The sequence below is a fragment of the Paracoccus sp. PAR01 genome (genome assembly GCF_014851995.1).
Taxonomy (GTDB): Bacteria; Pseudomonadota; Alphaproteobacteria; order Rhodobacterales; family Rhodobacteraceae; genus Paracoccus; species Paracoccus litorisediminis.
This window is the reverse complement of record NZ_JACVAW010000032.1, coordinates 1-24,524: the sequence shown is the minus strand read 5'-3', so window position 1 is coordinate 24,524 and position 24,524 is coordinate 1. Positions and strand designations below refer to the sequence as shown.

Here is a 24,524-nt window from a genome sequence, read left to right as displayed (position 1 = left end):
AGCCGGATCGCCTCCTCGACCGCGATCTCGTCGAACGGGTTCATCGACATTTTGACGTTGGCCAGATCGACACCCGAACCGTCGGCCTTCACACGGGCCTTCACGTTGTAGTCGATCACGCGTTTGATCGGGACCAGAATTTTCATTGTTGATGCCCCTTATCTGGTGGGTACCGGCGTGTTGGCCGAATAATCATAAAAGCCGCGGCCGGTCTTGCGACCCAGCCACCCGGCCTCGACATATTTCACGAGCAGCGGGCACGGGCGGTATTTCGTGTCGCCCAGCCCGTCATGCAGCACATTCATGATGGCAAGACAGGTATCCAGACCAATGAAATCGGCCAGTTCCAGCGGGCCCATCGGGTGATTTGCGCCGAGCTTCAGCGACTGGTCGATGGCACGGACAGAGCCCACGCCCTCGTAAAGCGTGTAGACCGCCTCATTGATCATCGGCATCAGCACGCGATTGACGATGAAGGCCGGGAAATCTTCGGAACTTGCCGCGGTCTTGCCAAGCCGTTCCACGACCCCGACAAGCGTGTTGTAGGTCGTCTCATTGGTCGCAATGCCCCGGATCAACTCGACAAGCTGCATGACCGGGACCGGGTTCATGAAATGGAAACCCATGAAGCGCTCGGGCCGGTCGGTGCTGTTGGCCAATCGCGTAATCGACAGCGACGAGGTGTTGGAGGTCAGAATGGTGTCCGGCCTCAGATGCGGCAGAAGTTCGGCGAAAATGGCCCGCTTGACCGCTTCGCGCTCGGTGGCCGCCTCAATTACCAGATCCGAATTGCCAAGCTCGGTCACATCAAGCGTTGTACCGACCCGCCTCATCGCTGCGGCGCGCTCGGCGGAGGTAAGCTTGGCCCGGTCGACCTGGCGTCCGAGGTTGCGGTCGGTCTGGGCCACTGCCTCGCACAGCGCGTCATGCGACACATCGGTCAGCAGAACGTCATAGCCGGCGCAAGCAAAGACCTGGGCAATGCCCCGCCCCATCTGACCGGCACCGACAATGCCTACGCGTTGGATCGGTTGCATGGCGCGCCCTCCGTAAAGCTCCAGTACCCCTCACCAAGCACAGGCGCCGCGCGCGAGGTATTCAGACGGCTGCGGGACAGATTAATTGGCGTTCGCAGACCCGCGATGCCCTCGGGAGCGATCCGAAGGCCCCGCGCTTCAATCTGCGGATCGGCGAAACCTTCGGCCAGATCATTCACCGGCCCGGCGGGAACGCCTGCTTGCTCCAGCAGCGCGATCAAGTCCTGTCGCGTCCTCAGCGACGTGGCTTCCGACAGCAAGGGCACAAGCACAGCGCGATGCGCGACACGCGCCGGGTTGGTCGCATAATCCGGGTTCTGCGCAAGATGGTCCAGCTCAAGGGCCCGGCAGAGGGCCGCGAATTGGCGGTCATTGCCGCAGGCGATGATCGCGTGGCCATCCGAGGTCGGGAACAGCTGGTAGGGCACGATATTGGGATGGGCATTGCCCAAGCGCTGCGGCACCTGCCCGCCCAGCAGATAATTCGTCGCCTGATTGGCCATCACCGCCATGCCGCAATCAAACAGCGACAGGTCCAGATGTTGCCCCAGCCCCGAGCGGGCGCGCTCGGCCAGAGCGGCCTGCACGGCAATGACGCCGTAAAGCCCGGTGAAGATGTCGATCCAGGCCACGCCGACCTTTTGTGGCTCACCCTGCGGATCGCCGGTCAGGTCCATGATCCCGCACATGCCCTGGATCAGGAAATCATATCCGGGCTGCGCCGCACGCGGACCGTCCTGCCCGAAGCCGGTGACCGAGGCATAGACCAGCCGTGGGTTGTCGACAGCCAGAGTTTCGTAATCCAGCCCGAAGCGGGCAAGACCGTCCAGCTTGAAATTCTCGACCAGCACATCGGCATCGGCGATCAGCGCCTTCAGCCGCGCCAGATCCGCCGGATCGTTGAAGTCGCAGGTGACCGAGGTCTTGCCGCGATTGGCGGCATGGAAATAGGCCGCGACCCGTTCCGTGGTGCCGTCCGCACGCGGTCGGTCGATGAAGGGCGGGCCCCAGCGGCGGGTGTCATCGCCCTCGGGGGCCTCGATCTTGATGACCTCGGCACCCAGATCGGCCAAGGTCTGGCCAATCCACGGCCCGGCAAGGATGCGGGCCAGCTCGACGACCTTCAGCCCTTTCAGCGGCGCGTCACCCATCAGTAGAACGCCTGCAACCCGGTTTGCGCCCGGCCAAGGATCAGCGCATGCACGTCATGCGTCCCCTCATAGGTATTCACCGTCTCAAGGTTCTGGGCGTGGCGCATGACGTGATATTCGATCTGGATGCCGTTGCCGCCATGCATGTCGCGGGCCTGCCGCGCGATCTCCAGCGCCTTGCCGCAATTGTTGCGCTTGACGATCGAGATCATCTCGGGCGCGAACTTGCCTTCGTCGAACAGCCGCCCGACACGCAGGCTGGCCTGAAGCCCCAGGGTGATCTCGGTCTGCATATCGGCCAGTTTCTTCTGGAACAGCTGGGTCGCCGCCAGCGGGCGGTTGAACTGATGGCGGTCCAGACCGTATTGGCGGGCGCGGAACCAGCAATCCTCGGCCGCACCCATCGCGCCCCAGCTGATACCGTAGCGGGCGCGGTTGAGGCAGCCGAACGGACCGCCCATGCCTTCGATGCCGGGCAGCAGCGCGTCCTCGCCGATCTCGACATCCTGCATGACGATCTCGCCGGTGATCGAGGCGCGCAGCGACAGCTTGCCCTCGATCTTGGGCGCGGACAGGCCCTTCATGCCTTTTTCAAGGACAAAGCCGCGCACCTTGCCGCCATGGGCCTCGGATTTGGCCCAGACCACGAAGACATCGGCAATCGGCGCGTTCGAGATCCAGGTCTTGGCCCCGTTCAGCACATAGCCGCCGGCGGTCTTGCGGGCGACGGTCTTCATCCCCGCCGGGTCGGAACCCGCGTCAGGTTCGGTCAGGCCGAAGCAGCCGATATATTCGCCGGTGGCAAGTTTGGGCAGGTATTTGCGCTTTTGCGCTTCGCTGCCATAGGCCTCGATCGGGAACATCACCAGCGAGCTTTGCACCGAGGCCATCGAGCGATAGCCGCTGTCGATGCGCTCGATTTCCCGCGCCACCAAGCCGTAGGCGACATAGGAGGCCCCGACCCCGCCATACTCCTCATCGACGGTGACGCCCAGCAGGCCGACGGCGCCCATCTCGCGGAAAATCTCGGGGTCGGTATGCTCGTGCAGATAGGCATCCTTGACCCGCGGCATCAGCTTTTCGGCGGAAAAGGCCGCGGCGCTGTCGCGGATCATCCGCTCTTCCTCGGTCAGCTGATCGTCCAGAAGAAACGGATCCGACCACGAAAACGCCGTGCCTTTGTGGGATTTTGTCGACATATCCGACCCTTCCGCCAAGTTGAGGACCGCATCTGCGGCAGTTGTTCATGTATTAGATCGTTGCTTCACTGGCGGAAAACGAATAATTCTCATAAGTTCATGTATACAGTGAATGAACTATGCGGCATCGACGTTTCCTGCCCAATCTCAGCCTGCTGCTGGCCTTCGACGCGGTGATGCGCGAAGGCTCGGTAACCCGTGCGGCTGCAGATATCGGGCTGACCCAAAGCACGATCAGCCGGCTGATCCAGAATCTGGAAGAGCAGTTGGGCCTGCCGCTGTTCATCCGGCACCGCAAACGACTGGTGCCAACCGAGGCCGCAAACCGTTACTACCGCGACATCTCTGCCGCGCTGGACCTGATCCAGCGATCAAGCATGTCGCTGATCGCCAATCCCGAAGGCGGCACACTGGATCTGGCGGTCCTGCCCACCTTTGGAACCCGCTGGCTGGCCCCGCGCCTGCCGCAGTTCCTGTCCGCGCATCCGGGGGTATCGATCAACCTGACAACGAAGTTCAGCCGGTTCAGCTTCGATGCCGAACCGTTCGACGCGGTGATCTACTATGGACAGGACGACTGGCCGGACGCCGCCCATCTCAAGCTTTTCGACGAAAAGCTGACCGCCTGCGCCTCGGCCAGCTTTCTGGCGCAGACCCCGGTGAATTCCCCTGCGGATCTGGGCGGGATGGTGCTGTTGCTGCTGCCGACGCGGCCCGATGCCTGGGCGGCATGGTTTCGCGGACAGGGGGTATCGGTCCCTCCGCAGGTCAACGGCATGATGATCGATCAGTTCTCGATGATGATTCAGGCCGCGATTTCGGGCATGGGTATCGCCTTGCTGCCGGATTATCTGGCCCGGGTCGAGATCGCCGAAGGCCGGTTATGTCCGGTGCTGACCCCGGCTGTGCCCGGCAACGGTGCCTATTGGCTGGCCTGGCCCCTGCGAAAGAAGGAACTCAAGCCGCTTCAAGCCTTCAGGAACTGGCTGTCGACAACCCAAGCCTGACGGCAGTGCGACAATGATCGGATAGTGGTGTTCCGTCGACGACGATAACAGAAAAACTATCGGTAATTCACAAGATATCCCTGACAAATTGGCGTTCTAGCGGACTAACTCCTAGTTATAATCGAATTTATTTGACTATTTGACCTTCCAAGCCTATCCATCAGACAGGTTTGCGCACGCCGTCAGCGCGCCAGCTCAGGCCCGAAAATGCGCAGGAGGCACCAAGCATCATGAAACCGGTCTATGGCATCGTCTCGGATGATTTCACCGGCGGCCTTCTGGTTGCCAGCTACTTCGAACAAGCCGGGCTGGAATGCCCGGTCTATTTCGACCCGATCACCGCCGTGGCCGAGCCGCCCGCTGCCCCGATCGCCGTCATTGCCGGGCGGATGCGGCTGGCACCGGTGGCCGAGGCCCGCAGCGAGATGACCGCGGCGCTGGACGCGCTGGATGCATTGGGTTGCGACTGCGTGGCCTACAAGGCCTGCGCGACCTTCGATTCCACGCCCGAGGGCAATATCGGAGCCGCCGCCGAGATGCTGTCCGCGCGTTACGACCAGAAGCCGCTTCTGATCAGCGCGGGCTTTCCCGAATTCGGCACCACGGTCTTTCAGGGACATATGTTCGTGCGGGACACGCCGGTCAATGAATCGCACAAACGCTTTGACCCGGTAACGCCGATGCCCGATCCCAATCTGGCCCGCTTCCTGTCGCTGCAAACAGAAACTCCGGTCGGCCTGATCCCACATGACGTGCTGGTCAAAGGACCCGCCGCCGCACAGCTGGCGCTTGCTGACCGCCTCGCGGCGGGGTTCCGGCATGTCCTGCTGGATACTGCCGATGCAGGCGATATCGAGACATCGACCAAGCTTGTCCTGCAAAGCCGCGCCTTTGTGGCCAGCGATCCGCTGGTCGTTTCCCATGGGCTGGCGCGTTGTGCCGCGTTGACGGGAACCGCGACCCCTCCGCGCCACGCCGAAGGGCCGCTGGCGGTGCTGGTCGGCAGCGTCGGCCCGGTAGCGGAAGCCCAGCTTGCCGCCTTTGCCGCCCACCATCCGGTCCACCGCATCGATTTGCTTGACCCAGACAGCACTGCGGCACAGATCGAGGCCGCGCTTGCATTTGCCGCCTTGCATCTGGGCACGCGCCCCTTTGCCATCACCACACAGACCGATGCCGATGGCGTGGCTGCGGCTCAGGCACAGCTGGGCCGGATCGGCGCGGCGCGCAAGGCCGAGCATCTGCTGGCCGAAATCGCCCGCCGCCTGCATGACGCAGGGGCGCGGCGTTTCATCGTGGTCGGGGGCGAGACCTCGGGCGCGGTGGTCGGCGCGCTTGGGATCACGCGGATGCGGTCGATGCCGCGCGGCCCGTTGGGCGGCGGTTTCTGTGTCGCCGAGGGTCCGGACCCGGTGTCCTTCTTCCTCAAATCCGGCAAGCTGGGCGTCACCGATGTGCTGGTGCGCGCCATAGATGCCATGCGCAACTGAGCTTGCTCAACCCTTCCGATCCGGGACATGACAAGATGACGACGGAATACGAATACCGGCAGGCGCTTGTGCATTACAGCCGCGAATGCATTGCGCGGGGCCTGTCCAATGCCACCGCCGGGAATATCTCGGTGCGGTTCGGTGCCGGAATGCTGATCACGCCATCGGGCATCGACCCGGACGCGATGCAGCCCGAACAGATCGCCGAAGTGACTTTGGACGGCGGCTTTCATGGCGGCTGGAAACCCTCGTCGGAATGGGCGCTGCATGCGGCGCTGTATCGCGCCCGCCCCGAGGCGATGGCCGTTCTGCATGCCCATCCAACCCATTGCGTCGCGGTTTCTACACTGCGCGAGCCGATCCCGCCCTTTCATTACATGGTCGCCGGTTTCGGCGGCAATGAGGTGCCTTGCGCCCCCTATGCCCTGTTTGGATCGCAGGAACTGGCCGATGTAACGGCAGCGACCATAGGCATCACGTACAGCGCCTGTCTGATGGCCAATCACGGCATGATCGCGCTTGGCCCCGATCTTGGGACGGTCTTTGCCCGCACCGACAAACTGGAGGCGCTGGCCCGGCAATACCAGCTGGCGCGCTCCATGGGCCAGCCAGTGCTGCTGACGGCCGAGGAAATGGCCGAGGTGCGCGCCGCATACAAATCCTATGGCTACGGCAAGCCTACGGCAGTGAACGGCGAATAGAGAAACGGGAGCCGACAAGCCCCCGCCCTATGATCCGAAAAAAGGCACCGGCCGTAAGGCGACCGGTGCCTTTTCGGTCAATCCACGGTGATGTCGGACAGCACCAGATTGCAGCAGGCGCTGTAACGCAGGCCGGAAATCCCCTTGCGTGCGACAAAGACCGCATCCGGGCTGACAATCGGCAGGATAATGTTTTCTGCGGCCATGATTGACGCCAGTTCGCTGTAATACTTCGCGCTTTCCTCACCCTCGCTGGCCAGCGCCTTGGCCAGCAGTTCGGGGGTCTGCGGATTGGCCAGGGTCGGGTCGTTGGCACCACCGGCGCGCTTGTACCAGACGGTGCCGTCCAACATGCCGAAATACTGCACGTATTGCGCCGAGCCGTAATAGTCGGGCGCAAAGAACACCGCCGTCAGCGGGATGCCATCGCCATTGATCCGCTCGCGCCAGACCGAGAATTCGACCGGTTGCAGGTTCAGCTGAATATTGATCGCAGCCAGATCCTGCTGAACCTTCTGCATCATCAGCGAGTAATCGACGCCATATTGGTTCACGTTCGGATAGACCGCATCCAGCGTGAAGCCATCGGTGGCACCCGCCTCGGCCATCAAGGCCTTGGCACCTTCCAGATCGAAAGCCGTGGGCTCGACCTGACCCGATCCGGGGAAGCCATTGGGCAAGGGCGAGCCGAGCCGCTTGCCCTGCCCTTCCAGCGTGAAGTCGATCAGCGTGTCGTAATCGACGGCCTTGGCGATCGCCGCGCGGATCTTGGCGTCCAGCGGATGCGGCAGGTTCTTGGCACCGGGGCTGAGCACCAGATAGACCATGTTGAACGACGGCACGGTCGAAACGGTGATCTCGGGATTGGTGATGCTGCCCGCCGTCGTCGGATCGACGTTCATGGCGATGTCGCCATTGCCGCTTTCCAGAAGCTGGGACTGGGCGACGGCATCCTTGGTCTGGCGGAAGACGAACTCGCCAACGGCAGGCTTGTCGCCCCAGTAATTGTCGTTGCGCTTCAGCCGCAGCTCATTGTTGGGACTGTAGGCTGACAGCACATAAGGACCGGCACCGGCGGAATTCGCCAGCAGCCATTCCTCGGCGGTGTCGGTCGAGGCCGCGTCGGCATTGGCGTTGCCGCCATGCTGGGCTACCAGATCGGAATCGAGGATCCCGGCATAAGGTGCAGACAGCGATCCGACGAAATCGGAATTCGGCTTGTCCAGCTTGACGACCACGGTAGCCGCATCGGGGGCCTCGACGCTGATGACGCCGTCCATGATATAGGAGAAGCCGCCCTTGATATTCTTCAGGCGATCAAGGCTCCATTTCACGTCCTTGGCCTCGACCGGGCTGCCATCGGCGAAACGCGCGGCGGGGTTCAGCTTGAAGGTGACCTCGGTATGGTCGGCGCTGATCGTCCATTCGGTGGCCAGCATTGGTACCAGCGAGGTATTGTCCGCGCCGATATCGACCAGCCGGTCATAGGTCGCGCTCAGATAGATCTGGCAGGTGTCGCAAAAGGCGCGCGCCGGATCGAGCGAGTTCAGATCCATGTCGCGGGCCACGATCAACGAGGGGGCCTGATCCTGTGCAAGCGCGGGACCGCCGCTCCACGCCGCCAGCGTGGTCGCGGTGGCGAAAGCGGCGATCATGACCATGGGGCGCCGGTGTGGCGGCCGCAATTCCGAATGTCGTGTCATGTCTTTTCTCCCAGTCGGTTATGTTATCATTCTGGTCTTCGGCACCCGACCCGCTGGCGGGATCAGGATGAAACTCTGGCAGCAACTGCGTGGGCTTCCGCGCCGGGATAATGGCAGGCCACCTGATGACCCTGCGCATGGTCGCGGAGCACCGGCACCACCTCGGCGCATCTCGAGGTCGCGCGCCAGCAGCGTGTGCGGAAACGGCAGCCGCTGGGCGGCTTCATCGGGCTTGGTGTCTCGCCCTTCAACGGCAGGCGGCGGCGGGCGCGTTCGGCGCGCGGATCCGGTAGCGGGATGGCCGAAAGCAGCGCCTGCGTATAGGGATGCTGGGGTCGGGAATACAGGTCGTCGACTGTGCCGATTTCCACGATCCCGCCCAGATACATCACCCCGACCCGATCCGAGATGTGCCGCACCACCGCCAGATCATGGGCGATGAACAGATAGGCCACGCCCAACCGGTCCTGCAGCGATTGCAGCAGGTTCAGCACGCTGGCCTGAACCGAGACATCCAGCGCCGAAACCGGCTCGTCCAGCACGATGACCTTGGGTTCCAGTGCAAGGGCGCGGGCGATGCCGACCCGCTGGCGTTGCCCGCCCGACAGCTGGTGCGGATAGCGTTCGCCCATTTCCTGCGGCAACTGCACCAGATCCAGCAATTCATCCACCCGCGCTTCGGTCGCGCGCCGGTCCAGATGGCCAAGGCGCAGCGTCTCCTTCAAAATCCGGCGCACCTTCATGCGCGGATGCAGCGAAGCCAGCGGATCCTGAAACACGATCTGCAATTCCTTGCGCATCTCGCGCAGCTCGGCGGGGCCAGAGCCGGTGATCTCGCGCCCGGCCAAGGCCACCCGGCCCGAGGTCGGCTTCAAAAGCTGCATGATGCAGCGCCCAAGCGTCGATTTCCCGCAGCCGGATTCCCCGACCAGACCCAGCGTTTCCCCCGAAGCGATATCAAAGGATACGCCGGTCACTGCGCGCACATGCGCGGTGGGCTGGCCCAGAACAAGGGATTTTCCGACCGGAAAATCCTTCACAAGGTCCCGGACTTCCAGGACGGGGACGGATTGCTGCATCTGGCTCATGGTGTCATCCCGGACAGGCGGTCGGAAACGTAGCAGGCGCTTTCAAGCTGGCCTGCGCGAAGAAGTGGTGGTTCGGCAGTGGCACAAACCGCCTCGGCATGACCGCAACGGGGGCGGAAGGCACAGCCCGCCGGGCGGTTGACCAGCGAAGGGGGCGTGCCGGCGATCCCGACCAGCGCCTCGCGCCCGCCGTCGAGTTTGGGCAGGGCGGCCAGCAAACCGCGCGTATAGGGATGGCGAGAGGCATAGAACACGTCATCCACCTCACCCCGTTCGATGACTCGGCCCGAATACATGACCATCACCCGGTCAGCGATTCCGGCCACGACGCCCAGATCATGGGTGATCATGATCATTCCGATGTTCAGTTCTTCGCGCAGCCGCTGCAGCAGTTCCAGGATCTGCGCCTGCACCGTCACATCCAGAGCGGTCGTCGGCTCGTCCGCGATCAGCAGCTGCGGCCGGTTCGAGATAGCCATGGCAATCATCGCCCGCTGCCGCATCCCGCCCGAGAACTCGTGCGGATATTGATGCACGCGGCGTCCCGGTTCCGGGATGGCGACTTCGGCCAGCAGCTCTACGGCCCGCGTCCAGGCCGCTTTGCCGGACAGGTTGTGGTCATGCAGTTGCAGCGCCTCGACGATCTGCGCGCCGATGGTCAGCACCGGATTGAAGGCGGTCAGGGGGTCCTGAAAGATCATGCCGATCCGGCCACCGCGAATGTGGCTGAGTTCCCGAGGCGACAGCGACAACAGATCGACGCCATCGAAGCGGGCGGTTCCGCTGACCCGCGCCGCTGCCGGAAGCAAACGCAGCAGCGCCATCATCGAAATGCTCTTGCCCGAGCCGGATTCGCCGACCAGACCGACGACCTCTCCTCGTCCGACGGTCAGATCGACGCCACGGATGGCCGTCGCGTAGCCGCCGGGGACACGAAAATCGACGCAAAGGTCGCGAACTTCGAGAAGGGGTTCCTTGCTTTGTTCCTTCATGGTCATCCCCTCACTGCGATTTCGGGTCGAAATAATCGCGCAGGCCGTCGCCAAGGAAGCTGAAGCCCAGCACCAGCGTCAGGATCGCCATGCCCGGCCCGAAGGCGATCCACCAGGAATAGAAGCGGCTGGCCCCGTCATAGATCATCGAGCCCCATTCCGGCGTCGGCGGCGTTGCCCCCAGCCCCACGAAGCTGAGCGAGGCGGCAAGCAGAACGACCTGACCGAAATCCATCGTCGCGTTGATCAGGATCGGAGCCCAGCACAGCGGCAGGATATGGATGCCAAGGATGCGGATATGGCCTGCACCACCGGCGATGGCCGCCTCGACATGCTCGCGCTCCTTCACCTCCAGCACCTGCGCCCGCATCAGCCGGGCATAGACCGGCCACCAGACGATGATCATGGCAATGGCGGCGTTGACGATGCCCGGCCCTAGCGTCGCGGTGATCGTCATGGCCAGCAGGATCGGCGGAAAGGCCACGGTAATGTCGACCAGCCGCATGATCGCCGCATCGACCTTGCCGCCAACATAGCCCGCGATGGCGCCGAGCGCCGCGCCGATCACGACGCCGGCCAGCACCACGATGGTGGCGATCGGCATGGAATAGATCGCGCCATGTAAGGTCCGCGACAGCACGTCCCGTCCCAGCGCATCCGTGCCCAGCCAGTGATCCGCACTTGGCGGCTGCAACCGGCGGCCCGCCAGCGCCAACGGATCATGCAGCGGCCAGAACTGTACCGTCAGCGCGGTGACCAGCCAGAATAGCACGATCGCCCCGCCGAACAGTACCGAAGGCGGCAATCCGGCAAGCAGGGACAGAACCCTGCGGATGACCCCCGGCTTGGTCCGCCCGTCCTTGCGGGCCTCGATGGTTACCGTGTTCATTGCAGTTTGACCTTCGGATTGACGAGACCGTAGGCGATGTCGGTCGCTAGATTGGCAAGAAGAAAGGCCAGAGATCCAAGCAGGGTCACGCCGATGATGGCCGGATAATCCAGAGCCCGCGCCGCACTGACCGCGTAGGACCCGATGCCCGGCCACGAGAACACCGCCTCGGTCAACACGGCACCGGTGATCAGATAGGCAAAGGCGAAGCCGATGATGGTCAAGGTCGGGATCAGCGCATTGCGCAGCGCGTGATGAATCATGACCCGCCCCTCCAGCGCGCCCTTGGCGCGGGCGGTGCGAATGTAGTCCTGACCCAGCACCTCAAGCAGGCTCGACCGCACCAGCCGGGTGATGACGCCCACCACCGACCAACCCAGCACGATCGCCGGCAACATCAGGCGATGCAGGCTTTCCAGAAACACCGGAATATTGCCGGTCAGCAGGGAATCGAGCGTGTAGAGTCCGGTAATCGGCGGCGGCGGCGGAGTATGGGCGCTCAGCCGCCCCGGTCCAGGGAACCAGCCGAGCTGCACGGTCAGCAGGTAAAGCAGGATCAGACCCGACCAGAAGACCGGCAGGGACGATCCCAGCAACGCGAAGATCCGGCTGAAATGGTCGATGGGTCCGTTCTGATACCGCGCCGACAACACGCCAAGGCCGACGCCGACAACCGTGGCGAAGGTCATCGCGGCCAGCACCAGTTCAAAGGTCGCGGGCAGGCGTTCGGCAAGGTCGGCGCTGACCGGGCGGCGGGTGGTGAAGGATGTCCCCAGATCGCCCTGCGCCAGATTGACGACATAGATCACATAGCGTTCGGCCAGGGTCTTATCGAGCCCCCAGCGTTCCTTTGCAGCAGCCACGATCTCAGGATTGTTCATCTGCCGTTCGGGCACCACCGCCGAAAGCGGGTCGCCCCGTGTGGTCTGCGACAGGAAAAAGGCAACCGTCGCCACGCCAAGTAGCAGCAAGGGAACGGCAATCAACCTGCGAAAGATATAGCGCAACATCCGCCTCTCCTTTCCGCCTCCGCCACCATGCCGGCGCGGCCATCACGTTTCATGCTGCCGACTGTGTCATGCGCGCGATCCGTGCCAGGATTGCCGTATTGCTTTGTGCGGGCAGTTTGTTGCCCATCGCCTTCAGCGCGGCGAAGGCCCGGTCGGTTGCGGTCAGCGACACTTCCAGATCCGCTTCGGTCATGGCCGAGCAGAAGAACATGTTGTGCCAGGGATGTAGGTAGAGCCCGCCCTCCAGCGCCTCGCGCACCCAGTGGAAACCACGACGAAGATCGGCATCGTCCTCGAACAGGATCTGCGTCATCTGCGCGGGACCGGTCTGCATCACGCCGAAACCATAGGTCGCAGCCTGCACCGCGACACCCGCACGGAAGCGCAGCGCCATGTCCGTAAGACGCTCAAGGTAATCCGTTTCGCGCACTTGACGCAGGGTCTCGACCGCGGCCGCCATCGGCACGGCCGAGAACCAGAACGAACCGGTGGCATAGATGCTGCCCGCCGCGATCCGCGCCTTTTCCGCGCCGAGCAGCGCCGAAATCGGATAGCCGTTGCCCAGGACCTTGCCCCAGCAGGACAGATCGGGGCGCACCCCCAGCAATGACCATGTGCAATCGCGCGACAGCCGGAAACCGGCCCGAACCTCATCCACCACCAGCAGTGCATCCAGTTCGTCACAGACGCGCCGCACGCCTTGCGCGTATTCAAGGCTGGGTTCGGTCTGGTTCGCAAAGGCCTCATGCCGGAAGGGCGTGGCAAAGATGCCGGCGATGTCGCCCTCATGCCCGCGGATCGCATCGGCCAGACTGTTCAGGTCGTTATAGTCGAAATAGATGACATGAGCGCGATCCTCGGCCACGATCCCGGCCAAGCCGGGCGTGTTCCAGGGGGCCGCGCCGTGATAGGCACCGCGCGCCAGCAGGATCTTGCGCCGACCGCGATAGGCCCGCGCCGTGACCATCGCCATCGACGTCGCGTCAGTGCCGTTCTTGCAGAACATCGCCCAATCGGCGTGATCGATCATAGCCACAAAATCTTCGGCCAGCTTTACCATGATCTCGGACGGACCAGTCGAGGTGTCGCCAAGCGCGCGTTGCCGTTCAGCTGCCCATTCGACGCCCGCATTCCCGTAGCCGAGCAAATTCGGCCCATAGGCACACATCAGGTCGACGAATTTGTTGCCATCCGCATCCCAGATGCTGGCCCCGTCGGCGCGCGAGAAGAATTGCGGGAACCCTGCAGGCAGAGACGCCACAGATTCATGGCCATACATGCCGTTGGGGATCACCAAACGGGCCCGCTCGACCAGTTCCCTTTGCCGAAAATCTTTCATGCTTGTCTCCACGAGCAACCAGCTTCCCGCCTGATACATGGCAGTTATGCATCGCATCATAGTCGTTGATTATTCGGCTATCAACTAAATTTAGTGGGCTTATCTGCCAAACTAGGCTTAGTTAGTCAAATTTCTTCCATTATTCTTTGTGCTGCAATTTCAATAGGACGAGACGTCAGAAAACCCCGTCGCAGAAGCGACAGGGTGCACGGTGTCACGTGTGACCGTTCACGCGTGATCTATGAAGACAGGGGTGACCTGTTCGAACCGATTCTGGTTAAGGCAAGCGGGGCGCCAGGAATTCCGGCAGATAGGACCGCAGGTAAAGGATGGTGGCCCGCGTCGCCTCCTTCAGGAAATACGGGGTGATTTCCTTGGTCTCGCTGTAGGAGACGGCCCAGATCCCATCGGCAAGGCCGATAGCAATCGCCAGATGCCGCTCCAGATTCTCGACATGCTCTGTGTGAAAGTATTGGCCAATGAATTCGGCCCGCCCGCGGGCCAGCCGCGCGTTGCTGTACATGTCGAGATTGCGGACATCCATGCTCATCCCGGCGCCCATGAACAGGCGCAGGGCAGCGGGATGTGCGTTAAGATAGTGCGCACCGTTTCGCTGCTTGATCTCGATCAACTCCTGCCAGCTGGCAGGACGATGCGGCAGCGGCTGTTCGGCCAGCTCGTGCAGCGCCTGATGAAAGCGCTGCGCCAAGGCAAAATAAGCCGAGTCGCGATTCGGGAAGAAGTGATAGAGGGACGAGATCGGAACACCCGCCCGCTCGGCAACCAGCGCCAGCGAGATATCCTCGACCGTTGGATCCTCAAGCAGCGCCTCTACAGTATCCAGAAGCAGGTCGAAACGCTTGAGCCCCTGCTTGCGCTGCGGCTTACGATGCGTCAGAGCGCTGTCGGGTGCTAGCTGGGTCACATTTCACTCTCGGTCAGATGTCTTTGGGCATTCGAGGATAGCCGATGCACAAACCATCGTCGACTTTATACAATAGGACGGCTTCCTTGCACTACAACCGGAGGTATGAACTTCTCCCGCAGAGGGGACCGACGATCCATGATCCGGCATCGGTTATGGTCGAACGCGGCCATGTCCCGACGTGACCGGACGATATGGACCTCGCGCTAATAGCCGCGTGTTCGCGTTTGAAGCCATAGAATGCACCGGTAGATACGTCGCGAGAGAACTGGGCCCTGTTGCTGGCCAGCGCGGCTCGTAAAACCGATAAACATCACAAGCGCCTATCCATCAGAATTGCTGTTGGTTTTTTGCGTCAAGGCCCAGATCGTAAGATCCGGACAGGTCGGTGACGCCCATGTATTGACCATGGCCTTCCACGCATCCCAGCGCTGTGCGAATGATCTGCCATCTGCAAGAGCTTCAACTCAGGATCGATCAGACGTCAGTGGGATTTGCCATGTGGAGCACTCCCCTGACGTGGTAGGCGTGCCCAGAAGGCCCCCATGATCGTCGCCCTATAATCCGGACAGGATATTGCGATGCGGTATTTGACTGCGCTCTCGCTGGCTGCGGTGCTTGCGATCCTCGTACCCGCCTTGGCACGAGCGCAGATAACGCTCGGAGGTTCGTGGTCCGGCGATTACAGCTGTTCGGGCACATCCGGTGGTCTGCTGACGATCAATCTGACGGATCAGGCCAATGGGATGGTCGAAGGCACACTGGCCTTTGACGTTGAGGGCCAGTCGGGAAGCTATCGGGTTGCGGGGCGGCTGTTGCCCGAAGGCAGCTTCACTCTCGTCCCGCGCGAATGGATGGAGCGTCCCGTGCGCTTCACGGCATTGGGTACCGAGGGTCGGTTGCATCCGAATGGCCGGATGATCGAGGGCAAGCTCACCCCTGGGCGAGGATTACATCCGCACCGCCCGCGCCAAGGGCCTGTCGGAACGCAAGGTCGTGCTGCGCCACGGCATGCCCTCGACCCCGATGACGCTGGTGACGCAGCTTGGCAAGGATATCGGGCTGATGCTGGGCGGCGTCATCGTGATCGAGCAGGTTTACGGGCTGCAGGGCGTCGGCTCGCTGGCGGTGCAGACGGTGCGCAATCAGGACCGCCCGACCATCATCGGCATGGTGCTGCTGGGCGGGCTGTTCATCGCGCTGTGCAATATCATCGTGGACCTTCTCTATGCGGCACTTGATCCGCGTTTGCGCTGAAATCGGGTGACCGGAGAAGACGGCCGACGGAGACTGCCTGGCGACGGTTGCTCTCGGCGATATCCAAGCGATGATGGCGACCATTCCGGTCTCGACCGTCCGGATCATCACGCGGGCCATGCATGCCGCCTGCCGGCAACCGCCACATCAGTTCCTTGCCGGGCGGTATTCCTGTCGCTGGGCCGAGCGCAGGCTTCGTGGCACTGCTGCTGCGGCGATCAGATCGACCACCAGCAATGCCTCGCCCCTTGCGCCGGCCATAGCCAGGGCCTCACCATCGGGTCCGGCAATGACCGAGAGTCCGCCGAATGTGACATCCCCCTCAGGTCCGACCAAATTGGCATAGGCCACCACCGCGTCATTCTCATGGGCACGCGCAGGCACCAACCGTCGCTGAACATGTTCGAATCCGACCGGATTTGCGGTCGGGACAAGGATCAGGTCCGCTCCGGCCTGAGCCAGTGCCGCCGCATGACCGGGGAACTCGATATCATAACAAACCAGCATCGCCGCCTGCCTGCCTTCAAGCGCAAAGACCGGGCAGAGGTCATCACCACGGGCGAAGCTGGCTTGCTCCATAGCGCCGTAAAGCTGGATCTTGCGGTAATGACCAAGGACTGCGCCATCTGGACCGATGGTGGTGGCGGCGTTGTAGACGGCATCGCCATCGCGCTCGGCCCAACCAAGACAGATGCCGCAGCCCGTCCTCGCCGCCATGTCGCGCAGGCGGGTGATCCATGCGCCATCCAGCGGCTGGGCCAGTTCGGCATGCAGATCTGGCCGGTTGTAGCCCGGCAGGAATAACTCGGGCACCAGCAGCAGTTTTGCCCCCGCAGCAGCCGCTGCCTGCAACTGCGTATAAAGTGCCGACAATCCGTCCTCGATCCGTCCATTCGTCGGGGGCGCCTGCCAGAGTGCCAACTTCACTTTCGCCTCCGTCAAAAGCATTATCAGCTGCAGATTTGCGCCATTTCTCGCCCCTTAGGAAGCCTCTCCGATCATGAGCAACCAGAAGCCCGTCACTGCCTTCGGACCCGACTTTCCCTTTGCCTATGACGATTGGCTGGCCCATCCCGCAGGGCTGGGCAGCATTCCCGCCGACCGGCATGGGCAGGCGGTTGCCGTGATCGGTGCCGGGGCCGCTGGCATCATCGCTGGTCATGAGCTGATGAAGCTGGGACTGAAGCCCGAAATCTACGAATCCGGCAAGTTCGGCGGCAGGCTGCGCTCGGAACCCTTCGAGGGCACCGAGGATGTCATCGCCGAGCTGGGCGGAATGCGCTTCCCGGTCTCATCAAGGGCCTTCTATCATTATGTCGATGCGCTGAAGCTGGAAAGCCGCCCGTTTCCGAACCCGCTGACCCCGGCGGCAGGCTCGACCGTGATCGATCTGGAGGGCGAGACGCATTTTGCCCGCACGCTGGACGACCTGCCGCAGCTTTACCATGAAGTCGCCGCCGCCTATCGGGCCGCGCTCGAAGAACACGCCGATTTCACAGCCTTGACCGACGCCGTGCGCAATCGTGATGTCGTCCGCCTGAAGGCAATCTGGGATCCGATGGTCGCAAAATGGGACGAACGGACCTTCTATGATTTTGTCGTCTCTTCGCAAGCCTTCCAGAATCTTAGTTTCCGGCACCGCGAGGTTTTCGGTCAGGTCGGTTTCGGTACTGGTGGCTGGGACAGCGATTTTCCCAATTCCATGCTGGAGATCCTGCGCGTCAACCTGCTGGAGCTGGATGATCATCAACGTTTCATTGTCGGAGGGGTGGAGAACGTGCTGCACTGCCTGTGGCGCCAGCCCGCAATCTGCGCTCATTGGCCCGAAGGCACCACGCTGGCCGCGCTGAACGGAGGGGCAACCTTGGGCCGGGCGGTCAAGATCAGCCGCAATGACACAGGCGGGTTGACGGTGACCGATCTTTGGGGCGTTTCGCGTGATTATGCCGCAGTGCTGGTCACCTGCCAAAGCCATCTTCTGACCACCTCGGTCGCGGTGGATGAGGCCTTGTTCGACCAAAAACTTTGGATGGCACTGGACCGCACCCGCTACATGCAGGCCGCGAAGACCTTTGTCATGGTGGACCGCCCGTTCTGGAACGACATCGACCCGGCCATCGGGCGGCCGTTGCTGTCGATGACGCTGACCGATCGGAACACCCGCGGCACCTATTTCTTCGATAACGGGCCGGACAAGCCCGGGGTGATCTGCCTGTCTTACAGCTGGATGACCGACGCGCTGAAGGTGCTGCCCTATGGCCCGGAAAAACGCGTGGAGCTGGCGCTGGCGGCACTGGAACGGATCTATCCGGATGTCGACATCCGCAGCCATATCCGCGGTAATCCGATCTGCGTCAGCTGGGAGGCGGACGAGAATTTCCTTGGCGCCTTCAAAGGGGCATTGCCCGGCCATTACCGCTACAACCATCGCATGTATGGCCATTTCATGCAGGGCGAGATGCCGATGGAACAGCGCGGCATCTTCCTTGCAGGTGACGGTATCAGCTGGACCCCGGCATGGGTCGAAGGTTCCGTGCAGACGGCGCTGAATGCCGTGTGGGGGATCATGACCCATCTCGAAGGGAAATGCGCCGCAGAAAATCCCGGACCGGGCGACCTCTGGCCGACGGTCGGGCCGGTGGCCCTGCCTGACTAAACCGCTTGCGGTACCCGGGAACCGGTCACAAACGATCCAGTTCGCAGAGAGCAGAGCAATTCTGAAGCGGAACCCATCCTATGCCCGCCCCGGGGATGACTGAGCGATGCCCACTTGGTCCAGCACATCCTGCCTTCGGTCGCTGCACGAAGGCTGTCGCTCAAGGTGACCTGCACTGAGAACAAAGCGGCGGTTCTGTCGCGTGCACTGACCTGCCGCCGACGATGCACCGCTATGTCCGGTCTGCGCGAAGGCCTCGACATCTACAAACTGACCACCCACGCCGGTTCACGAGCGCGATCTGCCTGCGCCAGATCAGCGTGACATCTGACACCATCTTCGCTCGCCCACACTGGCATTCGTCAAGGTCGAAGGGCTCTGTTGCATAAAACCGGTGAGGGATTCATCTGGTGCATCCAGCATGGTAGCTGGTTTGGATGAGCAGACCGACACGCCGAGCTGCAAGACCCGGAGCTGGCGTAGCTACAACGAAGGGCTCAAGCGCCGTGGCTCACTGACGATCTGGTTTGATCCAGGCATGACGTGGGAGGCCGCTGCGACTGGCAAGCGCGGCCGCCAACCCGACTGCAGCGACGCAGTTATCCAGACTTGCCTGACGATGAAGGTGCTGTTCGGCATGGCGTTGCGCCAGATCGAGCGATGGGAACGCCACTGGTCCGAGTGACCATGGCGAGGCGGCATCAAGGTCGAGAGCGAAGGAGAGTGGCAATCGCCGGAAAAACAGTCCCCCGGACTGTTCTTTGGCCCGGCTCATACCCGCAAGCACGGCGGCCCCAAACGCCGGGTCTGGCGCAAGATCCACATTGGATCGACGAGAGATCCCTCGAAATCCGGGCGGCAGAGTTCACCACCAGCGACATTGGCGACGCGCCCATGCTGCCCGAGCTACTCGACCAGATCCCGTCCGAGCAGGAGATCGCCAGCGTCACCGCAGAATTGCCAGCGAGTGCGCCATCGGTTCGAGCACCGCTGGCGACGCTTTCGACACCCGAAAGTGCCACGATGCCATCGCCGCCCGAGGCGCGGCCGCGATCGTACTGCCCCTCAAGAACGCCAAACCCTGGAAACCCTACACCGCCGGGGCGATCGCCCGCAACGAGGCCTTGCGCGCCTCCAAGCGCTTCGGCCGAACCATCTGGCGACGATGGAGCGGTATCACCGACGAAGCCGCGCAGAGATATGAGGAGGATCTGAAAACGATCCGGGGGATCGCTTTCCCGACGATTGGATGCACTGCGTCAAGCTGCTGGGTCAGCGCCTAACCGCCCGGGACTTCGACCGTCAGGTTGCGGGGTTCCAGGTCCGTGTGGCCGTGCTCAACGTCTTCACCGCGCTCGGATCACCCATCACAGAAGCCAAGGGATAAGTCTGTCAGAGGGAAGGGGAAGCTCGGCCTTCAGCCTATTTGTGCAACAAAGCCTACCCACCGAGAACGGTAAGGTAAGGTCCGTTCCCATTCTGGTTTCAGCGACCACTGTAGCGGTTTCCTGCTCTGGTTACCGCATGCGGCCCGCCGGTAGTTGAACTTGCGGGTACGATCACAACGGCGGTCGGATGAATCCATCCAGGGCAGCGCGTTCGCCGACATTTGGTCCAATGGCAGCATGTGAGCGGTCATCATTGTGGTCTGCGCTTATCCGTCAACTACTCCGCCATATCCAATCGTGAAGCAGACCATGATCAAGAGCGTACTGGCAGTGCCCCAAAATCTGCCTCAGTAACTGGCAACGAAGGCTTTCGGCATGTTGCCTCAATGCGGAAACTATAGATTTTGTAGCGTCATTGAGAATTACACCGCATGCGTATGATTATCTGCGGATTACACAGATCTTAACCTCTCACACAATATAATCCCGATAAGTCCCGCTTATCGAGGATATGTGATTCCACCCGCATCACGACAACCGTGCGGACTTGGGACACCAGATTTTGGGAACAGATAATGCACCAAGCATGACTCTCTGCTTCATTCAGCGGGAACCATCGACAGCCGTACACTCTCTTATGTAGACGATGGGGCGCCGTGACCGTCGCACACTTCTGCATAACGACCACAACTCAGTGGCAGCGCGGAGCGCGGCGGACCGTACACCCCGCATGATAGCGACCCGCCTTTTGATGGAAAGTGGTATCGCCTCTCATGACCTGAAGCCGTAGCCGCTTGAGCTTCGATCAACGGCCGAAGCCTTCCCCGTGGGGAAGGTCAGTCAATCTGATCCAGCAGCTTTGACACTGCGACCTCCAGACGCCGCCGATCCACCGCCGAAAAATCACGCGCCAGCCGGATTTCCAATCGTCCGTTTGCCGCCGTGCATTTCGCGCTGCCCTGCGGGCGAGCGATCTGAAATGTCGTCTTTGCCTTACCAGCGGGCAAGGCTGTCGGGGTCTGTCGCGGCACTTTCTCCGCGTCACCCAACTCCCCGCCCTGCCCCGCATAGCGGCGCAAAATGTCCAGTTCATCCTTGACCGAACGTGTGTCCCAATCCTTGAGATCGGCCTTGATCGCTGCGACCAGCCCCGGCACTTCCTCCAGCTTCGGCACCAACGCCAGGCCAAGCGCGCGCGGAATTTCCTGCACATACATCAGCACGTCGCCCAACCGTTCGACCAGCGGAATGAAGCTGCGAATGTAGCTGCGCTTCTGATACCCTGCGGATTTGAACAGGATCGCCACCGCCTTTTCGGGGTCGTTTTCCGCCGTCAACGGGTCCATCGCGTAATGCAGCGCCAACTGGGCCATCTCGGCAAAGGAGATGTCCTTGCGAACCATGTTCTCGTCGACCATCCGTCGGTAAAGCTGCTCCAGCTGATCGCCGCGCGCCGCAATTCCGGCTGGGATGCGACCCCATTTTTCGGCATCCCCGGTCTCTTCCAGCAATTGCCGATAGGCCGAGAGACGCCGCCAGCCCTGAATAAGCTCGTAGCGACCGTTCACGGCGGGTTCGACCTGGATCGGGTTCGACAGTCCAATCTCACGAATGGATTCGATCAGCTCGGCCAATTCGAAATCCGCGCCCTGCACACGGTCGCGGATCAGCTTGCGCGTATCGATCACGTCCAGCGAGATCATGTCGACGATCAGCCCGGCGCGTTTGAGGCGGACATGCTCCTGCGCCAGCGCATCGTTTTCCTGACGGATCTGCGCTTCGATCCGGGCGCGGTCGCGGGTGGATTCAGCCGTCTCAACGATGGCCGACGCCATGGGACCGCGACGAGCACCCTCCTCATCCTTCCCCACGGGGAAGATTTCGGCGTCACCGTCGGGCATCTCGATATCGAACATGCGGCGCTTGCGGCTCATGCGTCGACCTCCACCTTCTCCCATGCAGCGATGACATGGGATTTGAACTCCTCATAGGCCTGATCAAAAGTCGCGCGCGCACGGCGCCAAGTACCACGCGTCATCTCACGATAGTCGATCTCATAGATCGAGCTCAGGAAGCGACCAGACTGCTCAACCGCGCGCGTCAACTCAATGGGATTTTCGGCCATGCGTTCGCCAAAGACCTGCCGGAACGCGGTAAACATTGCGGTATGCAGTTCGTTCGACGGCTCGAAGCGGGTCATCAGGAAGCGGACATCGGCAAAGGCCTTGGGCAGCCGAACCTTCCCCGTGGGGAAGTTTTCAAAGCCATGCGACAGATCCTCCAACGCTTCAGCCAACTGACCAATGAAGCTGGTGGTCGAGTCATACTCCCAATAGCCGGGACCGGAGGGGATATAGAGCATGTCGGCCGCGAAGACCGCGTTCATTGATTGGTAGCCAATGGCCGGCGGGCAATCGAACAGGATCAGGTCATAGGCATCGTCAGGCAGGCTGTCGAGGAAACGAGACACCGCGCCAAAGAAGGTCCATTCGGGATTCAGATGCCGGTACTGGGCACTGGCGAACTCGACGAAGGCAGCATTGGCGCAGCTGGGTACGATATCAATCGTCGACCAGGCCGTCGGCTTGATGAAGTCCGCGGGACGCAAGGTGCCAAGACCCATGTCGCTGATCGAGGCGGGCAGCTTACGCTGGGGCAGGGCGGTTCCCGACTCGGCCCCAGCTGCGGCAGCATTCATGCGCTCGGTCTCACGCTCGAGATCACGGGCCATGATGCCCCAGACGGTGTGATCCTCGCCAACATCGGACAGGCCCATGGAGTGGCTAAGCGTTGCCTGCGGGTCGAAGTCGACGACCAGAACGCGGTAGCCGTCCAGAGCCGCGGCATGGGCGAAATGCAGGGCGACCGTCGACTTGCCCGCACCACCCTTGAAATTGGCGATGGCCGCGCGCAGCGCGCGCTTGCCCTCGGGACGCGGCGGCATCAACGTCTTCTTGTTGATGCGGACGCGGCGGCGCAGCTCATTGATCTCATCGAGTGAGAACCAACGCTGGCGACCATCTTCCTCGACTTCCCCGAGGGGAAGGTTCGGGTCGGCGGCCAGCTTGCCGCGGAAGGTCGACTGGTTGATGCGGAAGATAAGCTCGGCCACCTCCCAGCTGGAAAAGCGGCGCAGAGTCTTTTCATTGTCCGGGCTGAAGGTCTGACGCCGAATCCACCCCTGCATCTTCAGAGATTGCGACTGCAGGCGGGCAAGGTCTTCGTGTGTATACATGTTGTGCCTGTATTCAAGGACGCTAATTTCTATCCGTTTCGCTTTTACGCCGGATTTGCGCTTTAGGCAAAAGAGAAGTTCAATCGAAACGGGATTTCATCAATGCCTGCGTTCCTTGGGCGAATCGCCGCGCCGGACATTGCGTCTCGCGGCACAGCCGCCAGAGGAAATGAGGGACAGGTATCTGAGCAACATCGGCGAATGAGGGACATCTGTGGCGCATTTAGGGACACCCAGGATGCCCCCCTATACCAATGATACCGTTCTTAAACTTAGTTTTGGGTTCGATCCGACTATCTCGGTCCAAGGCGCTTGACAGAATCAATCAGCCGGACGCAAATTCAGTGAAGAAATCGAAAAGCGTTGTGCTTGCCCTAAACGGCACGATCGACACAGACGCTTATCAGGACAGAACCGCCCTAAAGGCGGCCATTGAAAGCGACCGGATATCCTCCGGCGGGCAGGGCAGTGATGCAAACGATCAGGGCCGTCGGTCGAGAGGCGGCGTCGAAGAAATATGACCTTCTCTCGGCGATGATGGCGCATGCGCTGGCCGGAGACCAGCACCGACAACGGCTGGTGCTGCGCCTGATGGCCTTGATCACGGCCCGCTACAATTGGCAGCATGATGAGCTGACCATCGGCCAGCGCGAGATCGCCCGGCTGTGGTGTGTCGACGCGCGAACGGTCAAGCGCGACATGGCCAAGTTGCGCGATCTGGGCTGGGTCGAGGTCAAACGCCAGGGTGCGCGGGGCCGTGTATCGGTCTTGGGGTTGAACCTTGAGCGGATCATGCTGGATACCCGACGGGAATGGGCCAATATCGGCGAAGATTTCGTGAGCAGGGTAGGGGGACCGGCAAACGAGCCAGTCTCGCAGGTTATTCCGTTTCCACGCTCTGTCGTACCCGCGACGAAGGGAGTTTGGGGCGAGGCATGCCGGCGTCTGGCGGATGAGGATCAGGGACTTTGCGACAGTTGGTTTCGGGCGCTGGTGGATGGCGGGATCGAGCAGGGCTGCCTGACGCTGATTGCGCCTAGCCGCTTTCACGCGAACTATGTCCGCACCCATTTGATGGGCCGCCTCCTCATCGCGGTACGGCGCAGCGATGTAGCGGTCGAGCATGTGCGGATTGAGATAGCGTGATATACGGGGGGACCCAGCTACATGGTCCCAGACGGCCATTTAGTATTCCTCTCGGCAGGGGAAGAGCCATAAGTCCGTGCATGCGGCGCACCGAATATTTTGAACTGAAGCTTCTGCGCGGGGGCACCAGAGCTGACCTGCTGCCCGCTTTCTGGACTGGATCGAGCTGGAATTTTCTAGTTTATGCCCTGCCTACCAATTTTGGACCATCTAAAGCCGGAGTTTCCGGCCTTGGTCATGGCGGCGGGCTGGTGACGCGGCCGGGAAAGTGCAGCGCGCTCGGGACGTTGTATCCGATGGCGCTGTGGGGT

20 protein-coding genes and 2 pseudogenes are annotated in these 24,524 nt (G+C 61.8%); 8 read left to right on the top strand and 14 right to left on the bottom strand.

Annotated features, from left to right (window positions below):
• From IB235_RS23070 to IB235_RS23055, 4 genes and pseudogenes are all read right to left on the bottom strand, one after another.
• Positions 1-146 (bottom strand): annotated as a pseudogene (locus IB235_RS23070) (electron transfer flavoprotein subunit beta/FixA family protein); the annotation flags it as partial.
• A gap of 12 nt (positions 147-158) precedes the next feature.
• The gene (locus tag IB235_RS23065) at positions 159-1,037 is read right to left on the bottom strand and encodes a 3-hydroxybutyryl-CoA dehydrogenase (protein WP_192338719.1); all 879 of its coding nucleotides are present in this window, start codon (positions 1,035-1,037) and stop codon (positions 159-161) included.
• Complete coding sequence (locus tag IB235_RS23060) at positions 1,016-2,188, bottom strand: CaiB/BaiF CoA-transferase family protein (protein WP_192338718.1); 1,173 nt, start codon at positions 2,186-2,188, stop codon at positions 1,016-1,018. Before IB235_RS23060 ends, IB235_RS23065 begins: the two co-directional genes overlap by 22 nt.
• Complete coding sequence (locus IB235_RS23055) at positions 2,188-3,387, bottom strand: acyl-CoA dehydrogenase (protein WP_192338717.1); 1,200 nt, start codon at positions 3,385-3,387, stop codon at positions 2,188-2,190. The genes IB235_RS23060 and IB235_RS23055 overlap by 1 nt, the downstream gene beginning before the upstream one ends.
• Positions 3,388-3,506: 119 nt before the next feature.
• Here IB235_RS23055 and IB235_RS23050 point away from each other — a divergent pair, with 119 nt between their 5' ends.
• The 3 genes from IB235_RS23050 (at position 3,507) to IB235_RS23040 (ending at position 6,585) form a co-directional block, all read left to right on the top strand.
• Complete coding sequence (locus IB235_RS23050; protein WP_192338716.1) at positions 3,507-4,394, top strand: LysR family transcriptional regulator; 888 nt, start codon at positions 3,507-3,509, stop codon at positions 4,392-4,394.
• 230 nt (positions 4,395-4,624) lie between these two features.
• On the top strand, positions 4,625-5,884 hold the full coding sequence (locus IB235_RS23045; protein ID WP_192338715.1) for a four-carbon acid sugar kinase family protein: 1,260 nt from the start codon (positions 4,625-4,627) through the stop codon (positions 5,882-5,884).
• A 35-nt stretch (positions 5,885-5,919) separates the two neighbouring features.
• On the top strand, positions 5,920-6,585 hold the full coding sequence (locus IB235_RS23040; RefSeq protein WP_192338714.1) for a class II aldolase/adducin family protein: 666 nt from the start codon (positions 5,920-5,922) through the stop codon (positions 6,583-6,585).
• A gap of 77 nt (positions 6,586-6,662) precedes the next feature.
• Here the strand turns inward: IB235_RS23040 and IB235_RS23035 are convergent, their stop codons facing one another.
• The 7 genes from IB235_RS23035 to IB235_RS23005 form a co-directional block, all read right to left on the bottom strand.
• Positions 6,663-8,288 (bottom strand): ABC transporter substrate-binding protein, encoded by a 1,626-nt coding sequence (locus IB235_RS23035; protein WP_225612570.1) that lies wholly within the window; start codon positions 8,286-8,288, stop codon positions 6,663-6,665.
• A 62-nt stretch (positions 8,289-8,350) separates the two neighbouring features.
• Positions 8,351-9,376 (bottom strand): ABC transporter ATP-binding protein, encoded by a 1,026-nt coding sequence (locus tag IB235_RS23030; protein WP_225612569.1) that lies wholly within the window; start codon positions 9,374-9,376, stop codon positions 8,351-8,353.
• On the bottom strand, positions 9,373-10,368 hold the full coding sequence (locus tag IB235_RS23025; RefSeq protein ID WP_225612568.1) for an ABC transporter ATP-binding protein: 996 nt from the start codon (positions 10,366-10,368) through the stop codon (positions 9,373-9,375). The genes IB235_RS23030 and IB235_RS23025 overlap by 4 nt, the downstream gene beginning before the upstream one ends.
• 10 nt (positions 10,369-10,378) lie before the next feature.
• The gene (locus IB235_RS23020; protein ID WP_192338712.1) at positions 10,379-11,257 is read right to left on the bottom strand and encodes an ABC transporter permease; all 879 of its coding nucleotides are present in this window, start codon (positions 11,255-11,257) and stop codon (positions 10,379-10,381) included.
• Positions 11,254-12,267 carry an ABC transporter permease gene (locus tag IB235_RS23015; protein WP_192338711.1) on the bottom strand — a complete coding sequence of 338 codons (1,014 nt, stop codon included), beginning with the start codon at positions 12,265-12,267 and terminating at the stop codon, positions 11,254-11,256. The genes IB235_RS23020 and IB235_RS23015 overlap by 4 nt, the downstream gene beginning before the upstream one ends.
• Positions 12,268-12,316: 49 nt before the next feature.
• Entirely contained in the window at positions 12,317-13,606 is a 1,290-nt protein-coding gene (locus IB235_RS23010; RefSeq protein WP_192338710.1) for an aminotransferase class III-fold pyridoxal phosphate-dependent enzyme, read from the bottom strand.
• 277 nt (positions 13,607-13,883) lie between these two features.
• On the bottom strand, positions 13,884-14,531 hold the full coding sequence (locus tag IB235_RS23005; RefSeq protein ID WP_155042428.1) for a TetR/AcrR family transcriptional regulator: 648 nt from the start codon (positions 14,529-14,531) through the stop codon (positions 13,884-13,886).
• 939 nt (positions 14,532-15,470) lie between these two features.
• Here IB235_RS23005 and IB235_RS23000 point away from each other — a divergent pair.
• Positions 15,471-15,788 carry an ABC transporter permease gene (locus tag IB235_RS23000; protein ID WP_192338720.1) on the top strand — a complete coding sequence of 106 codons (318 nt, stop codon included), beginning with the start codon at positions 15,471-15,473 and terminating at the stop codon, positions 15,786-15,788.
• 147 nt (positions 15,789-15,935) lie between these two features.
• Here IB235_RS23000 and IB235_RS22995 read toward each other — a convergent pair whose 3' ends face one another.
• The gene (locus tag IB235_RS22995; protein ID WP_192338709.1) at positions 15,936-16,715 is read right to left on the bottom strand and encodes a nitrilase-related carbon-nitrogen hydrolase; all 780 of its coding nucleotides are present in this window, start codon (positions 16,713-16,715) and stop codon (positions 15,936-15,938) included.
• 73 nt (positions 16,716-16,788) lie between these two features.
• Here IB235_RS22995 and IB235_RS22990 point away from each other — a divergent pair, with 73 nt between their 5' ends.
• Entirely contained in the window at positions 16,789-18,444 is a 1,656-nt protein-coding gene (locus tag IB235_RS22990) for an NAD(P)/FAD-dependent oxidoreductase (protein WP_192338708.1), read from the top strand.
• A gap of 437 nt (positions 18,445-18,881) precedes the next feature.
• Positions 18,882-19,831, top strand: a pseudogene (locus IB235_RS22985) (transposase).
• Between the two features lie 837 nt (positions 19,832-20,668).
• On the opposite strand, the gene IB235_RS22980 reads toward IB235_RS22985, so the two are convergent.
• Positions 20,669-21,766, bottom strand: a complete 1,098-nt coding sequence (locus IB235_RS22980) for a ParB N-terminal domain-containing protein (protein ID WP_192338707.1) — start codon at positions 21,764-21,766, stop codon at positions 20,669-20,671.
• Positions 21,763-23,067 carry an AAA family ATPase gene (locus IB235_RS22975; protein ID WP_155041564.1) on the bottom strand — a complete coding sequence of 435 codons (1,305 nt, stop codon included), beginning with the start codon at positions 23,065-23,067 and terminating at the stop codon, positions 21,763-21,765. The genes IB235_RS22980 and IB235_RS22975 overlap by 4 nt, the downstream gene beginning before the upstream one ends.
• Before the next feature lie 471 nt (positions 23,068-23,538).
• Between IB235_RS22975 and IB235_RS22970 the strand changes: the two genes are divergently transcribed.
• Both IB235_RS22970 and IB235_RS25395 read left to right on the top strand, forming a co-directional pair.
• The gene (locus IB235_RS22970) at positions 23,539-24,213 is read left to right on the top strand and encodes a hypothetical protein (protein ID WP_192338706.1); all 675 of its coding nucleotides are present in this window, start codon (positions 23,539-23,541) and stop codon (positions 24,211-24,213) included.
• An 80-nt stretch (positions 24,214-24,293) separates the two neighbouring features.
• Positions 24,294-24,524, top strand: a 231-nt coding sequence (locus IB235_RS25395) for a hypothetical protein (protein WP_225612567.1), incomplete at its 3' end; no start/stop codon positions are given.

Coding starts and splice junctions, on each gene's coding strand:
- IB235_RS23040 (WP_192338714.1), top strand. CDS start 5,920: ATGACGACGGAATACGAATACCGGCAGGCGCTTGTGCATTACAGCCGC.
- IB235_RS23035 (WP_225612570.1), bottom strand. CDS start 8,288: ATGACACGACATTCGGAATTGCGGCCGCCACACCGGCGCCCCATGGTC.
- IB235_RS23025 (WP_225612568.1), bottom strand. CDS start 10,368: ATGAAGGAACAAAGCAAGGAACCCCTTCTCGAAGTTCGCGACCTTTGC.
- IB235_RS23065 (WP_192338719.1), bottom strand. CDS start 1,037: ATGCAACCGATCCAACGCGTAGGCATTGTCGGTGCCGGTCAGATGGGG.
- IB235_RS22990 (WP_192338708.1), top strand. CDS start 16,789: ATGAGCAACCAGAAGCCCGTCACTGCCTTCGGACCCGACTTTCCCTTT.
- IB235_RS22980 (WP_192338707.1), bottom strand. CDS start 21,766: ATGAGCCGCAAGCGCCGCATGTTCGATATCGAGATGCCCGACGGTGAC.
- IB235_RS22970 (WP_192338706.1), top strand. CDS start 23,539: ATGCAAACGATCAGGGCCGTCGGTCGAGAGGCGGCGTCGAAGAAATAT.
- IB235_RS22975 (WP_155041564.1), bottom strand. CDS start 23,067: ATGTATACACACGAAGACCTTGCCCGCCTGCAGTCGCAATCTCTGAAG.
- IB235_RS23045 (WP_192338715.1), top strand. CDS start 4,625: ATGAAACCGGTCTATGGCATCGTCTCGGATGATTTCACCGGCGGCCTT.
- IB235_RS23010 (WP_192338710.1), bottom strand. CDS start 13,606: ATGAAAGATTTTCGGCAAAGGGAACTGGTCGAGCGGGCCCGTTTGGTG.
- IB235_RS23055 (WP_192338717.1), bottom strand. CDS start 3,387: ATGTCGACAAAATCCCACAAAGGCACGGCGTTTTCGTGGTCGGATCCG.
- IB235_RS23015 (WP_192338711.1), bottom strand. CDS start 12,267: ATGTTGCGCTATATCTTTCGCAGGTTGATTGCCGTTCCCTTGCTGCTA.
- IB235_RS23060 (WP_192338718.1), bottom strand. CDS start 2,188: ATGGGTGACGCGCCGCTGAAAGGGCTGAAGGTCGTCGAGCTGGCCCGC.
- IB235_RS23050 (WP_192338716.1), top strand. CDS start 3,507: ATGCGGCATCGACGTTTCCTGCCCAATCTCAGCCTGCTGCTGGCCTTC.
- IB235_RS23030 (WP_225612569.1), bottom strand. CDS start 9,376: ATGAGCCAGATGCAGCAATCCGTCCCCGTCCTGGAAGTCCGGGACCTT.
- IB235_RS23020 (WP_192338712.1), bottom strand. CDS start 11,257: ATGAACACGGTAACCATCGAGGCCCGCAAGGACGGGCGGACCAAGCCG.